The 14,056-nt window shown below is 62.5% G+C and carries 13 protein-coding genes; 10 read left to right on the top strand and 3 right to left on the bottom strand.

The features are described from left to right. Nucleotides 1-108 precede the first annotated feature (108 nt). Together K349_RS0103230 and K349_RS0103225 are read left to right on the top strand one after the other, a co-directional pair. The gene (locus tag K349_RS0103230) at nucleotides 109-873 is read left to right on the top strand and encodes a hypothetical protein (protein WP_026368431.1); all 765 of its coding nucleotides are present in this window, start codon (nucleotides 109-111) and stop codon (nucleotides 871-873) included. A gap of 68 nt (nucleotides 874-941) precedes the next feature. Beyond that, nucleotides 942-1,712 carry a flavodoxin family protein gene (locus tag K349_RS0103225; RefSeq protein WP_026368430.1) on the top strand — a complete coding sequence of 257 codons (771 nt, stop codon included), beginning with the start codon at nucleotides 942-944 and terminating at the stop codon, nucleotides 1,710-1,712. A gap of 326 nt (nucleotides 1,713-2,038) precedes the next feature. Here K349_RS0103225 and K349_RS0103215 read toward each other — a convergent pair whose 3' ends face one another. From K349_RS0103215 to K349_RS0103205, 3 genes are all read right to left on the bottom strand, one after another. After that, complete coding sequence (locus tag K349_RS0103215) at nucleotides 2,039-3,463, bottom strand: amidohydrolase family protein (protein WP_026368428.1); 1,425 nt, start codon at nucleotides 3,461-3,463, stop codon at nucleotides 2,039-2,041. A 126-nt stretch (nucleotides 3,464-3,589) separates the two neighbouring features. Continuing rightward, nucleotides 3,590-4,546 (bottom strand): dimethylarginine dimethylaminohydrolase family protein, encoded by a 957-nt coding sequence (locus K349_RS0103210; RefSeq protein ID WP_034264640.1) that lies wholly within the window; start codon nucleotides 4,544-4,546, stop codon nucleotides 3,590-3,592. Nucleotides 4,547-4,798: 252 nt separating this feature from the next. Then, nucleotides 4,799-5,470, bottom strand: a complete 672-nt coding sequence (locus K349_RS0103205) for a GntR family transcriptional regulator (protein WP_026368426.1) — start codon at nucleotides 5,468-5,470, stop codon at nucleotides 4,799-4,801. Between the two features lie 834 nt (nucleotides 5,471-6,304). On the opposite strand from K349_RS0103205, the gene K349_RS0103195 reads away from it, so the two are divergent. The 8 genes from K349_RS0103195 (at nucleotide 6,305) to K349_RS0103155 (ending at nucleotide 14,055) form a co-directional block, all read left to right on the top strand. After that, nucleotides 6,305-7,072, top strand: coding sequence for an HpcH/HpaI aldolase family protein (locus K349_RS0103195; RefSeq protein ID WP_026368424.1), 768 nt, complete (start codon nucleotides 6,305-6,307; stop codon nucleotides 7,070-7,072). Continuing rightward, nucleotides 7,069-7,860, top strand: coding sequence for an IclR family transcriptional regulator (locus K349_RS0103190; protein ID WP_026368423.1), 792 nt, complete (start codon nucleotides 7,069-7,071; stop codon nucleotides 7,858-7,860). The genes K349_RS0103195 and K349_RS0103190 overlap by 4 nt, the downstream gene beginning before the upstream one ends. 37 nt (nucleotides 7,861-7,897) lie before the next feature. Beyond that, nucleotides 7,898-8,557 carry a bifunctional 2-keto-4-hydroxyglutarate aldolase/2-keto-3-deoxy-6-phosphogluconate aldolase gene (locus K349_RS0103185; RefSeq protein ID WP_051464182.1) on the top strand — a complete coding sequence of 220 codons (660 nt, stop codon included), beginning with the start codon at nucleotides 7,898-7,900 and terminating at the stop codon, nucleotides 8,555-8,557. Between the two features lie 15 nt (nucleotides 8,558-8,572). Continuing rightward, on the top strand, nucleotides 8,573-9,601 hold the full coding sequence (locus K349_RS0103180) for a sugar kinase (protein ID WP_026368421.1): 1,029 nt from the start codon (nucleotides 8,573-8,575) through the stop codon (nucleotides 9,599-9,601). A 25-nt stretch (nucleotides 9,602-9,626) separates the two neighbouring features. Further along, a complete protein-coding gene (locus tag K349_RS0103175) occupies nucleotides 9,627-10,784 on the top strand; it encodes a pyridoxal phosphate-dependent aminotransferase (protein ID WP_026368420.1) in 1,158 nt (385 codons plus the stop codon). Nucleotides 10,785-10,959: 175 nt separating this feature from the next. Beyond that, nucleotides 10,960-12,099 (top strand): ABC transporter substrate-binding protein, encoded by a 1,140-nt coding sequence (locus tag K349_RS0103165; RefSeq protein ID WP_026368419.1) that lies wholly within the window; start codon nucleotides 10,960-10,962, stop codon nucleotides 12,097-12,099. A gap of 78 nt (nucleotides 12,100-12,177) precedes the next feature. After that, nucleotides 12,178-13,062 (top strand): branched-chain amino acid ABC transporter permease, encoded by an 885-nt coding sequence (locus K349_RS0103160; RefSeq protein ID WP_026368418.1) that lies wholly within the window; start codon nucleotides 12,178-12,180, stop codon nucleotides 13,060-13,062. Between the two features lie 12 nt (nucleotides 13,063-13,074). Further along, on the top strand, nucleotides 13,075-14,055 hold the full coding sequence (locus tag K349_RS0103155) for a branched-chain amino acid ABC transporter permease (protein ID WP_026368417.1): 981 nt from the start codon (nucleotides 13,075-13,077) through the stop codon (nucleotides 14,053-14,055). Nucleotide 14,056 lies beyond the last annotated feature (1 nt).

The following is a 14,056-nucleotide window of genomic DNA, read 5'->3' as shown; positions in this document are numbered from 1 at the left end:
CTGAATTCTTCCACCGCCCGACCGCCCCAGCGTCGGTCCGAAGAAAAGATTCCCGGTCGAGCGCGCCAGCGCTTCCGCACAGAGCCTTCCGAGGAGGAGAGATACGTCATGTCTTCTTCCGAGTACGCCAAGCGACTTCAGGTTCCCTGGTATCTTTCCTGGCCCTTCATCGTCGTGTCCATGATCTTCTGGCCCCTCGGCGTGCTGCTCCTCGTGATGCGCCTCGCCCGGGACCGTCATGCGAGCATCTCCACGGGACGCATTCTCAAAGTCGTGGGGATCGTCGTCATGCTGGTCTTCGCCATCGGCGGATACAGCTATTACCAGGAACAGCAGAACCTCTACGGGGACACGCTCGGACGCGAAGGGGAGTTCGTGGTCGGCCTGGCGATCACCTTCACGCTTCTCGGTTTCATCCTCTGGCGTTTCGGCAACAAGCTCGTCTATCGAGGAAAGATGGTGCGGGAATATCTGGACGTGATCGTGAACAAGCGTTTCTTCGAGATCGACGAGATCGCCCGCATCGTCTCCAAGCGCCCCGACAAGGTCGCCTCGGAAATCGGCTTTTTAATCCGCACGGGCTATCTTCCCGACGCCTACCTGAACGAGGGAGCCAAGCGCGTGGTGGTTCCCGCAGTGGAACGCCATCTCGCCATGGAGGCCGATCTGGAACGACGGATGGAAGCGCAAACCGGGGAGGCGAGACAGAGCGAAGCCCCCTCCGCCAACCACCGGATTTCCGAAACGCCGGAGCGGAGTGCGGTTCCGCCGGTTCCGCGGCTCGTCACCTGCCGGAGCTGTGGCGCCAACAACATCGTCACCCCGGGACATCCCCGGGAGTGCGAGTTCTGCGGCTCTCTCATCAGCGAGTGAACGGAGCACGGAAAGCACTTCCGCGCAAAAAATCCTTCTCTGGCGAGTAGAGAAAGGACGGATGCTCCGTGACGGACACATCCTTTCGCATCCTTGCCCTGAACGGAAGTCCCCGGGGACGGAACAGCAATACCGACATCCTCCTCAAGACTTTGCTGGAGGGCGCCGCAACGCAGGGGGCATCGTCGGAGACGCTCTACGCGGTGGATATGGAGATCCGGGACTGCCTTGGGTGCTTCGCCTGCTGGAACAAGACGCCCGGTATCTGCGTCCACAAGGACGACATGCCCCGGGTCCTCGAAAAAATGCTGGCGTCGGACCTGACGATCTGGGCGACACCGCTCTATCACTACGGCATGACGGCCCGCCTGAAACGTATTCTCGAGCGAACCCTCCCTTTGGCCAAACCCTGGTTTGTCCGGAAAGGGGAACACTATACCCACCCCCCTCGCTATCCCGAGCACACGACACGGAACTTTCTTCTTTCCAACTGCGGTTTTCCCGAACGGCATCATTTCGACGCCCTGGTGCGGGAGTTCGAACTCCTCGCGAACGGCGACGACGAGCGCTTCCTGGGCTCGCTTCTCTGCACCACCGGAGAACTGCTCCATGTTCCGGAGATGCGGCAAACTCTTTCCTGGTACTTCGATGCCGTCCGGACCGCCGGAGCCGAGATCGCCACGTCCCTCAACCTCTCCCAGGAGACGGTGGAGATTCTGCGTCGCCCGCTCATCCCCGTTGAATCCTTCGTGCTCATGGGAAACGCTCATTGGAACGTTCCGGGAGAGACTCCACCTTCCGTCGAGGAGGCCCTGGGCCCGGACCGAAATCGTCCCTGAACGAAGGTGACATTGCGGAATAAGCGAAGAAAGCCGTTCCGGAGGTCCGCTGCGATCCCCCGGAACGGCTTTTTTTCGTATCCCTTCCACCCGAAGAGCGTACCTCCCCGAAACCTGAGCACCGCGTCGAGATCGGTGGAACACCGCAGGCGGGACGGGGAGAGATCTGCCTCGAAAGAAAAGAAACGAGAGCAGATCGAACAGATAAGGCGAAATGTCATGGGCATACATTCTCCCCGCCGAGGTGAGCGAACCCGGTGACGTTGCCGGAGAGGAACGCCGCTTCCCTGGGGAAAGCGAGTTCCCCGGCAACGTGAACCGGATGCCTAGAGCTTTCCCTCCTCCATGGAGCGCGCATTGGGGCCACGGAGTTCGCGGAACAGAGCGGCTCCCTTGGCGCCGAGGGGACGTGCGAGGCGAATCGCCTCGTCGACAATCCGCTCCTCGTCGAGGGTGTGAAAACGCCCCTCCTCGTAGAGCACGTTTCCGTCCACGGCCACGAGGGAGATCTCGTCTCCCCGGGCGCTGTACACCAGATTGGGAACGATATTCCGCAGAGGATCCTCATGCACGGGAAGCATGGTGGGCTTTCTCAGGTCCAGCAGAAAGAAATCGGCCCTCTTTCCTTCTTCCAGAGAGCCCACCTCCGCCCCGAGTCCCACGGCACGGGCACCCTCGATGGTGGCCATGCGCAGCACCTTCCAGGCCGGCATGACCTCCGGATCTGCGTAGCGGATCTTGTTGAAGAGGGCGGTGAGCTTCATTTCGTTCAGCATGTTGTGACAGTTGTTCCCCGGAGCCTGGTCGCTCCCCAGGCCGACCCATCCTCCCGCGTCCTGAAACACCCTGGCGGGGGGCACCACGCCGTCGATAATGCCGATGGAGCCGGAACAGAGCGCCAGCGAGGCCCCCGTTTCCGCCACAAGGCGGGCCTCTTCCTCCGTGGCGTCCGTGAGGTGCACCGCCAGAAGATGTTCGTCCGCGAAGCCCATCTCCAAAAGCCAGGGAATGGGCCTTTTGCCGTAACGCCACAGCATCTGTTTCGTCTCCCGGTCTCCCTGAGCGAGATGGAGATGCACCTTCGTTCCGCACTCCAAAGCCAGTTCCCGGACCCGCCGCAGCGATTCCAGGCTTACCGCGTCGGGCGCCTGAGGGCCGAAGAGAACCGTGATTCGTCCGTTTCCGCGGCGGTGCCATCGCTCGAAGACACCGCGGCAGCGCTCCACCCCCTTCCGCCCCTTTTCCGGATCGAAGACGTAGAGTTCCTCCGGTGCGTAGACGCGGTCCTCGGTCTCCCGAAAATGCACCGTCACCTGGGCTCGGAAACCCGCCTCCTCCGCTAGGGACGCCATGAAATCCGCCTCCATGCCGTATTCGCCGAAGGTGGTCGTTCCGGCCCGAAGCGCCTCCAGCACGGCGAGCCGCGTGCCAGCCCGGAGTGTCTCTCCGTCGAGGTGCAGGGCAAAGGGAAAGAAACCGTGCATCATCCAGTTGCCCACGTCCTGGGCCATTCCCCGGAGGAGGCAGGCGGACATGTGCATGTGCACGTCGAGGAAGCCCGGAAACAGCGCGTGATTCCGCCCGTCCAGAATGCGGCGGGCCGTATAGCGGGCGAAAATTTCTTCTCTGGGCGCTACCTTGAGGATGCGCCCCCCGTCCACCGCGAGAGCCGTATCGGGCCGGTATCCCACGCCCTCCCCGGCCATGGTGAACACGTGCGGTGCGGTGACAATACACTCAATCCGCTCCATCTCCGTTCATTCCTCTCGTCGCTGCCCGGAAAAACCCCCTCTGCCCATTCGAGCCCACGTTCCATCCTTCCGTGGCCCGGAAGAGCCTCCATCGTTCCGGAAGCCCTCCGGCGCCGTCCCGCTACCTCAGATCTCGTCCCGGTCCAGGAAGGCGGACATGCAGTGCAGGGAGCCGTACCCCTTGAGAATTTCCGTCACGTCTGTCTCGATGACCTCCACGCCGCCCTTCTCCAGAGCCTTCCGCGTCTCGGGATTGCCCGAGGGAAGGACCACCACGCCGGGTTCGAGGGCCACCAGGTTCACCGCCGCGCCCCGCTTCACCTCTTCGATGGAGGGGGCCTCGATGATGGAGAAGCCCCGATCCACGAGGGGCTTGATCACGTCGTAGGGGGTCTGCCACGGGAAGATCAGGGCCTTCTTCCGGTCCACCATGTTCATCAGCCCGTCCAGATGGGCGTGTCCCCAGGGAATCTGGAAGCGGAGGATGTCCGTGACACCCATGTACCGGAGGGTCTCCTCGACCTGGCGGACTCCCTCCTCGTTGGAGCGCACTCCCGTGCCGAGGATGATGGTCTGCCGGTCCACCCACATGCCGCAGGCGCCCTCGAAGACGCCCCGGCCGGAGACAGTGCGCACGATGGGGCAGCCGATGCGTCCCAGAGCCGCCGCCACGGCCCGCTCCTCACCCCGGCGGAAGCGGGTGGCCTGGCGGCAGAGAATGGCCCCCTCGGGGGTGCCGAGGACGTTGTCCCGCATGAAGAGCGCGTTGGGACGGTCCTCCCGCTGCTCCTCCACGTAGAAGACCTCCGCGCCGGCCTTGCGGTAGATCTCGGCGAAAGCGTCGTGCTGCGCCCGCGCCCTTTCCGAGTCCATGACGGCACCCCAGCGCCAGGCCGCGGGATCGGTCATGTTCTCGATCTCTTTGCCGGGCCGCCGCAGAAGCACCGCCCGGAGCTTGCCCACCTCGGAGGAAACGCTCCAGCGGCGTCCCCAGACGTGCTTCAGGTCCTCCTCGAAGGAAGCGTCGTCGCTGAACCACTTCTCACCGTAATCGTCGAAGTCAAGATGTTCCCGCTCGCTCATGAAAACCTTCCTTTCTCGTTCATGGCAACGTCTCCCCCAGGAGTTTCCGCTGTCCATCTCCGCAACATCCGTTCCCGCAATGGCATCATGCTGTTCCACCGTGCCGTCGAGCGCCGCGGGCCAGTCCCGTCCGGTCTCGCGGCAAGGAGCGACAACGCGCACCGTCCGTTCCGCATGCGCCCTTCGCCCCTTCTTTGTCCCAGAAAAGCGCAAAGGGCGGACGTGGCGCGCACGCCACTCTCCCCTTTGCGCTCACGGTTTTTTGATCAGCAACGTGTACGAAGCCCTCACATGCCGTTCCATGGCCAGCCCCGCATCCTCGCAGCGACGTTCCCGGATGGCCGCGAGAATTTCCCCGTGTTCCGTAAAGGACGTTCCATAGTAGGGCGTGGCCTCCAGGGTTCCCTTTTCGGCACCGAAGAGGAAAAAGGTATCGAAGAAAAACACGTAGATCTGGGACCGCCAGAAACATTCACCGATGTATTTCTCCAGATAGGCATTGCCGCTCATGCGAGCGATGCGCCGGTGAAATTCCTCGTTGTGTCTGGCGAAGGCCTCTCTGCGCCACCCCGTGTAGTCCTCCGCTCCTTCCTCGAGGATCCGCTCCAGGCTCTCCACGTCCTCGGGGGAAGCATGCTCCGCAGCCTGCACCGCAGCCATTCCCTCCAGCTTCTCCCGAAGGGAGAAGACGTGGCGCATGTCCTCCGACTCCAGCGGAGGAATGATGCACCCTCTGGTGCTGTCCCGCTCCAGCAACCCTTCGGCGATGAGCTCCCGAAGAGCGATGCGAACGGGGGTGCGGCTGATGCCCAGCTTCTCCGCAAGGAACACTTCGGTGATTCTCGTTCCCGGGGCGAGTTCGCGTTCCACGATGAGACGAAAGATCTCGTCCCGGGCCTTCGATTCGACACGTCCTCTCGGCATGTTTTCTCCTTCTCCTCCTGGATGGCTCGAGACGTTCGCGACCGTGGCCCTGTCACGAACCCATCCTTCCATCCGGAACACTCCGTTTTTTGGATCCATAAGTGGATACATCACGATTGTCTTTTCTTACACGAGGATCTCCACTTCTGTCAAGATGGATCATTGAACACCTTTCCGGTTCATATCGGAACTCACTTCTCCCTGTCTGTCCCGCGTCGCGTGCTACGCGACAGAATAAACTGATCCGGTAACGACATGTAAAACTGCCCCCGGAGAGGAGGGTCATGGTGCGTAAGGGGAGTACGCTTCCGACGGATCGACCGAAGGGGCATGCAAAAGCCGGAAGACGTCTCGGAGATTCTTCATCTGCATCAAAAAGGTTTTGGAAGCCGTCGCATAGTGGAAGAACTCGGCATCGGCAGGAAAACCGTGAAAAGGTCTCTGCGTCAGGGAGGTTGGGCGCCGAGCCACCGTCCGGAGCATGACACAACCGAAGCGGCTTGATTTTCCCGCTGAAAAAACCGCATGCGTCTGTGTCAAGCGATCTCAGAAATTGACCCGTAGGCGAGGATGAATGACCCACCTCATCCGGCGTTTTTTCCGCAACCGAAAGATCTCTCCCCGGATGGTCAACACCGTGCCGTGGTGGAGGAGACGATCGGCCCTGTTGTTCCACTATACGAAACATTGTTTTAAAAATCTCGACAAGCCGTTCGTCGTCGCTTATACTGTGTTCTATAGAGCAAGATGCTGTCTCGCTGAATGAAACGAAGAATCTTCACGCAAGCCACGTTGACGTGCCCGAGGCACAACAAAGAGGAGGCGGGAACGATCATGAAGAACAGGATCAAGGAAATGCTCGCCGCGGGAAAACCCGTCATGGGAACCTTCATCACGCTGAACTCTCCGGATCTTGTGGAGATCGCGGGCATCGCCGGATTCGATTTCGTCATCATCGACGCGGAACACGGCCCGATGGATCCGGAGTCCCTCCAGAATCTCCTGCGGGGGGCAGAACTGCGGGGAGCCACGCCGGTGGTGCGCATTCCCGAGACGAGCGACACCTGGATTCTCAAAACCCTCGACGTGGGAGCCCAGGGGATCCAGCTCCCCCAGGTGAACAGCGCCGAACAGGCGGCGCGCATCGTTCGGGGAGCCAAGTATTTTCCCCTCGGCAACAGGGGCGTGGCGCTTCCCCGATCCTCCTCCTACGGCCTCATCCCCTTGGACCGCGCCTTCGAGGAAGCCAACCGGGAGACCCTCATCGTGACCCACTGCGAAAACGTGCTCGGCCTGAAGGCGCTTCCGGAGATCGCCGCCGTGGAGGGCGTGGACGTGCTCTTCGTAGGCCCCTACGACCTCTCCCAGTCCCTGGGCATTCCCGGACAGATCGACCATCCGGACATGAAAAGCGCCATCGCCCAAGTCCTCTCCGTGGCCCGCAACGCGGGAAAACCCACGGGGATCTTCGTCACCTCCCCCGAGGAAGCGCTTCGTCGCCTCGATGAAGGCTTTCTCTACATCGCCTGGAGCGTGGACGGCCTGATCTTCGGAGACGCCTGCCGCACCGCGCTGCGGATCATGCGCGGAAACAGGGCATGACCGGCGCTGCGGACTCCTCGAACATCAGGGTTCTCGACCGCGCCCTGGCCGTTCTCAACGCTCTGGTGGACTTCCGCGAGGACGCGGGCGTCACGGAGATCGCCTCCACCGTGGCCCTTTCAAAGGCGACGGTGCACCGCATCCTCGTCACCCTCGAAGCGCACCGGGTGGTGCTCCGCACGGAGAACGGCCGCTACCGGATGGGATCGGCGCCGCTTTTGTGGGCCGAGACCTATCGGCGTCAGACCGATCTGGTCACCCTGGCAAAACCCGTCCTGAAGAACCTCCTCCAGGAAGTGGGGGAGACGATCCATCTCTCCCGGTTTCAGAACGGAGAGACCTTCTATCTGGACAAGCTCGAATCCTCCCATCCCGTGGGCATGCGCTCCCGCATCGGCGCGACCCTCGCCATGTACTGCACCGCCGCGGGAAGGGCCATTCTGGCGAGCCTTCCCCAGGCCGAGCTGGATCTCTATCTCCGCTCCGTTCCCCTCGTCTCCCGTACGGAACGGACCCTCACGAACCAAAAGGAACTTCTCGCCATGCTCCGCACCGTTCGGGAACGAGGATGGGCGGAGGAAAACCAGGAGAACGAGGAGGGGATCCGTTGCGTGGGAGCGGCCATCCTGAACACCAAGGGCTACCCCGTTGGAGCGTTGAGCATCTCCGCGCCGGCCTATCGCTTCGTTGACGATCAGCTTCGCCCCCTGGGAGAAAAGGTCCTCGAAGCGGCCAGGACGATTTCGAAACTGTTGGGATACGACGGCGTTCCGCCATCGTATCCGTGAAGACCATCACGTCACATTTCACTCGGAGGGATTTCGCATGTTGCCCATCGCCAAGTACCAGATCCTCGACGCGATCCATGAAAAGGGAGTCGTGGCAGTCATTCGGGCCAGCGACAAGGAAAAGGGGCTCGGAGTGGCCAATGCCGTCTACGAAGGCGGCATTCCCGCCATCGAAGTCGCCATGACCGTTCCGGGAGCGCTGGAACTCATGGCCTTTCTCGCCGGGCACCACCGGGGCTCCTCGCTTATCCTCGGCGCGGGGACGGTCCTCGACGCCCCGACGGCCCGGGCGTGCATTCTCGCGGGAGCCCGGTACATCATCTCCCCCAACCTCTCCGAAGAGGTGGCGTTCTGCTGCAACCGCTACGGGGTTCCCTACATGCCCGGCGTGGGAAGCGTGACGGAACTCGTCCGGGCCATGGAACTCGGTGTGGACGTGGTGAAGGTCTTTCCCGGCGAATGCCTTGGCCCCGAGTTCGTGAAGGCCGTCCACGGCCCGCTGCCCCACGCCCGCATGATGCCCACGGGAGGCGTGTCGGAGGAGAACCTGGAAACCTGGTTCAAGGCAGGCGCCTTTGCCGTGGGCATGGGAAGCTCCCTCACCAAGGCGGGCGGGGGCGAGAACGATCCGCAGGCCGTCCGCGACGCGGCGGCCCGTGTCGTGGCGGAAATCGCCCGGATTCGAAAAAACCGCTAGAGGAGGTTTGGAGCGATGTCGAAAATCGTCACTTTCGGAGAACTCATGCTCCGTCTTTCCCCACCGCACCACGAAATGTTCCTCCAGACGCCGGGCTTCGTGGCCACCTTCGGCGGGGCCGAGGCCAACGCGGCGGTCTCCCTCGCCAACTACGGCGAGGACGTGGCCTTCGTGACGGCCCTGCCTCCGAACCCCATCGGCGACGCGGCCATCCGGGAACTCCGGGGCTTCGGGGTAAACACATCCTTCATCCGGCGCTCGGGAGAACGGATGGGCATCTACTACACCCAGACCGGTGCCTGCGCCCGCCCCTCGGTGGTGCTCTACGACAGGAACCATTCCGCCATCGCGGAGAGCATGCCCGGCGAGTTTGACTGGGACGTCATTCTGGAGGGGACCGAATGGTTCCACGTGACGGGAATCACCCCCGCCATCTCCGAGGGAACCGCCCTGGCGACTCTTGAGGCGCTGGAGGCGTGCCGCAGGAAGAACATCACCGTCTCCTGCGATCTGAACTACCGCAAGAAACTCTGGAAATGGGGGAAAAAACCCTCGGAGGTCATGCCCGAGATCGTCCGCTTCGTCTCGGTCCTCATCGGCAACGAGGAGGACTGCCAGAAGACTCTGGGCATCGAGGTCGACGTGGACGTCACGGCGGGCGAACTCGAGGCGGAGAGTTACCGAAAGCTCGCGAAGGAGGTGCTCGCGGCCTATCCGAACCTCCGTATCCTCGCCGTCTCCCTCCGGGAGAGCCTCAGCGCGGACAGCAACAACTGGTCGGGCATTCTCGCCGACCGGGACAATTTCTTCGTGAGCCGGAAATACGCCATCAACGACATCGTGGATCGCATCGGCGGCGGCGATTCCTTCGGCTCCGGACTGATCTACGGCCTCCGCAGGCTCGCCGGCCCCCGGGAGGCGCTGGAATTCGCCGTGGGCGCCTCGGCCCTGAAGCACACCATCCCCGGCGACTTCAACCGCATCTCCGTTTCGGACGTGCTCACTCTCGTGGGCGGGGATGCCAGCGGCAGAGTCCAGCGCTGACACAAAGAGGAAAGGAGCGAGTGCCATGCATCTGAGCAATCGATCCCGCACGAACCCCCCTTCGGGAATCCGCACCATGTTCGCTCTCGCCGCAAACTATCCCGACGCGGCCAATCTCGGCGTGGGAGAGCCGAACTACGCCACACCGGAGCACATTGTGGAGCGGGCCGTCCGGGCCCTCCGCGAGGGAGCGACGAAATACACCCCCAACGCGGGTATTGCGGAACTCCGCAAGGCTCTGGCGGCAAAGCTCGCCGCGGAAAACGCCATTCCGGGAACGGAGCGCAACATCCTGGTGGCGACGGGCGCCTGCGAGACACTCATGCTCTGCATCTCCTCCCTGCTCGATCCCGGGGACGAGCTGCTCATCCCCGATCCCTGCTGGCCGAACTATCTCGGCCAGGTCCACCTCGCGGGCGGGGTGGCGGTCCCCGTGCGCACCTACGCCGAGGACGCCTTCCACATGAGGGCGAAATCCCTTGAAGAGGCCATTACTCCCCGCACGAAGGCGCTTCTTCTCAACTCACCCTCCAATCCAACGGGAGCGGTGCTTCGCCGGGAGGAACTGTCGGACATCGCCGAGGTGATCCGTCGTCACGACCTTGCGGTCATCTCCGATGAACCCTACGAACACCTTCTCTACGACGGGCGCGTTCACGTGAGCCTTGCCTCTCTTCCCGGCATGGCCGACCGGGTTCTTACGGTGAACAGCTTCTCCAAGACCTACGCCATGACAGGGTGGCGAGTCGGCTTCGTGCACGGCCCGGAGGAGATCATCGCCTCCATGGCGCGGCTGCAGGAGAATTTCTCCTCCTGCGTCAATGCCGCCGCCCAGGTAGCTTGCCTCGCCGCTCTCGACGGCCCCCAGGATGCGGTGGAGAAGATGCGCCTCGGCTACCAGAGACGGCGGGATCTTCTCGTGGAAGGGCTCCGTTCCATTCCGGGCGTGCGTTGTCACATGCCCGAAGGGGCCTTCTACGCCTTCCCCGACATCTCCGCCTTCGGCAAAAGCTCCGAGGAGATGGCCCGGCTGCTGCTGGAGAAGGCCGGAGTGGTCACGGTCCCCGGAAACGCCTTCGGCGCCGCCGGAGAGGGGTTCTTGCGCCTCTCCTTCGCCGCCTCGGAGACGACCATCGAAACGGCGCTGGAGCGCATGAGAGCGTTTCTGACGTCTCTCGCATGAAACGACGCGCCTCGCGTCACGGAAAACACTGCCATTTCCCGGAACCCATTCTTTTCTCGGGCTGGAGGTGAGACATGACGGAAGAAGCCGCGGCGAGACGGAACCGAATGCGACGCAGCGCTCCGGCGCGCAACACGGAAGATGTGCCAATTCTGAAGGGAGGAAACGGAGAATCATGAAGAGAAATCTGCTCCTGTCCCTGTGCGCACTGCTAGTGGTCACGCTTTTCGGCGGCATGGCCTTCGCCGCCGATCAGATCAAGATCGGCGTGGTGGCTCCCATCACCGGGCAGAATGCCATCGGCGGCCAATACATCAAGAACGGCGTCGAACTGGCCGTAAAGGAATTCGCCCCCGACGGGCTCGAGGTCGGCGGCAAGAAGTACGAGGTGAAGGTGATCTTCGAGGACAACGAGAACAAGCCCGACATCACCGCCAACGCCTTTCGGAAGCTCATCGACCAGGACGAGGTGGTGGCCATCGTCGGTCCCGACGCCTCCTCCACCTCTCTCGCGGGGGGCCCCATCGCCCAGGCTGCGGAAGTTCCCGTGGTGACTACCTTCGCCACGAACCCCAAGGTCACCCAGGTGGGGGACTACATCTTCCGGGCCTGCTTCATCGACCCCTTCCAGGGAAGTGTCATGGCCAAGTATGTCATGGAGAACCTCAAGGCAACGAAGGCCGCTATCCTCTACAACAACGGCAATGACTTCTCCAAGGGGCTCACGGAGTTCTTCAAGCAGAGCTTCGAGGCCATGGGCGGCAAGGTCGTCGCACTCGAGGCCTACGGCGGCTCGGACATCCGGGATTTCAACGCCCAGCTCAACAACATCAAGGCCAGCGACGCGGAAGTGCTCTACCTGCCCAACGCGTTCTTCGAGACAGGACTCCAGATGAACCAGGCCCGCAAGGCGGGCATCACCGTTCCCTTCGTGGGCGGCGACGGCTGGGACAGCCCGGACCTTCCGAAGATCGCCGCGGGAGCCGAGGAGGGCGCGGCCTTCACCGCCGCCTTCTCCCACGAGGCACAGCGCCCGGAAGTGCAGGCCTTCGTCGAGAAGTACAAGGAGAACTACGGCACGGTGCCCAATTCCAACGCAGTCCTCGCCTACGAGGCCACGGCCATCGTCCTCAAGGGACTGAAGGACGCGGGCAAGGTGGAAGGTCCCGCCCTGCGGGACGCCATCGCCGCCATCGACATCGATCTCCCCTCGGGGAAGATCAAGTTCGACGAGAACCGCAATCCCCAGAAAGCGGCGGTGATCATGCAGTTCATCGGCGGCAACACCACCTACGTTACCACCATCAATCCGTAGCGCCATCCTCCGGACCCCGAAAGAGGGCGGCGATGCCGCCCTCTTTCGGAGACGAATCGCTGCAGGGAGAGGGTCAACGTGCGAGAAACACTTCAGCTTCTCATCTACGGCGTGCAGTTGGGCGTCATCTACGCCCTCATCGCGCTGGGCTACACCATGGTCTACGGCATCATCAACCTGATCAATTTCGCCCACGGCGACCTGGTCATGATCGGGGCCTTCGTGGCTTACTTCGCCGCGGAACTCCTGGGGGCGAATTTCCCCCTGGCCATCTTCCTGGCCATGCTCATCCCCGCCTGCCTGAGCGTGGCCATCGAGCGCCTCGCCTACCGGCCGCTGCGGAACAAGCCGCGCCTTTCGGCTCTCATCACCGCCATCGGCGTGTCCATCTTTCTCGAGAATTTTCCCCGCATGCTGCCCTTCATCGGTCCCAACTACCGGCCGTTTCCCATGCTCATCCCCTTCAAGAACTTCACTCTTCCCACGGGAGCGGTGCTGAACTCCATCCAGATCGTGAACATTCTCGTCTCCGTCGCCCTCATGGTGGCACTCACCTACATCGTGCACCGCACCAAAGTCGGACGGGCGATGCGAGCCGTTTCCTTCAATAAAGACGCGGCATCACTCATGGGTATCAACGTGAACCGCATCATCGCCGTGACCTTCTTCCTCGGCGCGGCCCTGGCCGGAGCGGGAGGCGTCCTGTACTCCATGACCTATCCCATGATCGACGTTCTCATGGGCATCTGGCTCGGCACCAAAGCCTTCATCGCGGCGGTCCTGGGGGGCATCGGCTCCGTTCCCGGGGCGATGCTGGGCGGGCTGATCATGGGCATCTGCGAGGTCGTGGCCACAGCCCTCTATTCTGAGCTGGGATACGGATCGGGATTCGTGATCCTCATCCTCATTCTTCTCTTCCGCCCCGCGGGGCTGCTCGGCAAGGTCAAGATCGAAAAGGTGTAGGAGGCAAACGCGATGGACACCCTACGAAAATATCTCCCGATTCTCGGGCTCGCCGCCTTCTACCTCCTCGTCATGGCACTGCGCAAGGCGGGGATTCTGACCTCCTACTACGTGCAGATTCTTATGTTCGCCATGATCAACTGCATGGTCACCCTGGGATTGAACCTCATCAACGGCTTCACGGGGCAGTTCTCCATAGGCCAGGCGGGGTTCGTGGCCGTGGGGGGGTACACCTCCGCGGCGGTGACGACCCTGCTTCTTCCCTCGTCGGTGCTCGTTCCGGCCCTCCGCCCCCTGGTCTTTCTCGTCTCCGTCCTCATCGGGGGCATCGTGGCGGGAATCTTCGGCTACCTCATCGGCAAGCCCTCCCTGCGCCTCAAGGGAGACTATCTGGCCATCGTGACCCTGGCCTTCGGGGAGATCATCCGTTCCCTCATCCGGCTCATTCCCCAGGTGGGCGGGCCGCGGGGCTTCTCGGGGATTCCCCGGTACAGCAACCTCCTCTGGATCGTGCTCTTCTTCGGCGCCACCGTCTGGATTCTGCGGAACTACATCTACTCCGCCTTCGGAAGAGCCTGCATCGCCTGCCGCGAGGACGAACTCGCCGCGGGCACCATGGGCGTGAACACCACCAAGTACAAGGTCATGGCCTTCACCATCGGTTCCGCCATCGCCGGTGTGGCCGGAGGGCTCCTGGCGCATCTGCTGGGCTATCTCCATCCCGACCAGTTCAACTACCTCAAGTCCATCGATTTTCTCGTCTACCTCTATGCGGGTGGCGCGGGAAGCATGACGGGCTCCATCATGGGAGCGACACTGCTGACGATTCTTCCCGAAATGCTGCGCTTCCTCTCGGGATGGCGCCTCGTCATCTACGGCATCGCCCTGGTCTTCCTGATGCTCTTCAGGCCGCAGGGCATTTACGGCGGCAAGGAGCTTCCTTTCCTTGTCCCGAAGATCCGGCGTCCCGAAGGCTACGAAGGGGGGCAGTGAG

The sequence above is a fragment of the Aminiphilus circumscriptus DSM 16581 genome, assembly GCF_000526375.1.
In the GTDB taxonomy this organism is placed as follows: domain Bacteria; phylum Synergistota; class Synergistia; order Synergistales; family Aminiphilaceae; genus Aminiphilus; species Aminiphilus circumscriptus.
Note: the sequence above shows the minus strand (reverse complement) of the source record. Positions and strands in the feature narration are given on the sequence as shown.

Excerpts from the sequence above, each read along its gene's own strand:
- K349_RS0103230 (WP_026368431.1), top strand. The coding sequence starts at position 109 with ATGTCTTCTTCCGAGTACGCCAAGCGACTTCAGGTTCCCTGGTATCTT.
- K349_RS0103190 (WP_026368423.1), top strand. The coding sequence starts at position 7,069 with ATGACCGGCGCTGCGGACTCCTCGAACATCAGGGTTCTCGACCGCGCC.
- K349_RS0103195 (WP_026368424.1), top strand. The coding sequence starts at position 6,305 with ATGAAGAACAGGATCAAGGAAATGCTCGCCGCGGGAAAACCCGTCATG.
- K349_RS0103210 (WP_034264640.1), bottom strand. The coding sequence starts at position 4,546 with ATGAGCGAGCGGGAACATCTTGACTTCGACGATTACGGTGAGAAGTGG.
- K349_RS0103185 (WP_051464182.1), top strand. The coding sequence starts at position 7,898 with ATGTTGCCCATCGCCAAGTACCAGATCCTCGACGCGATCCATGAAAAG.
- K349_RS0103205 (WP_026368426.1), bottom strand. The coding sequence starts at position 5,470 with ATGCCGAGAGGACGTGTCGAATCGAAGGCCCGGGACGAGATCTTTCGT.
- K349_RS0103155 (WP_026368417.1), top strand. The coding sequence starts at position 13,075 with ATGGACACCCTACGAAAATATCTCCCGATTCTCGGGCTCGCCGCCTTC.
- K349_RS0103165 (WP_026368419.1), top strand. The coding sequence starts at position 10,960 with ATGAAGAGAAATCTGCTCCTGTCCCTGTGCGCACTGCTAGTGGTCACG.
- K349_RS0103215 (WP_026368428.1), bottom strand. The coding sequence starts at position 3,463 with ATGGAGCGGATTGAGTGTATTGTCACCGCACCGCACGTGTTCACCATG.
- K349_RS0103180 (WP_026368421.1), top strand. The coding sequence starts at position 8,573 with ATGTCGAAAATCGTCACTTTCGGAGAACTCATGCTCCGTCTTTCCCCA.
- K349_RS0103175 (WP_026368420.1), top strand. The coding sequence starts at position 9,627 with ATGCATCTGAGCAATCGATCCCGCACGAACCCCCCTTCGGGAATCCGC.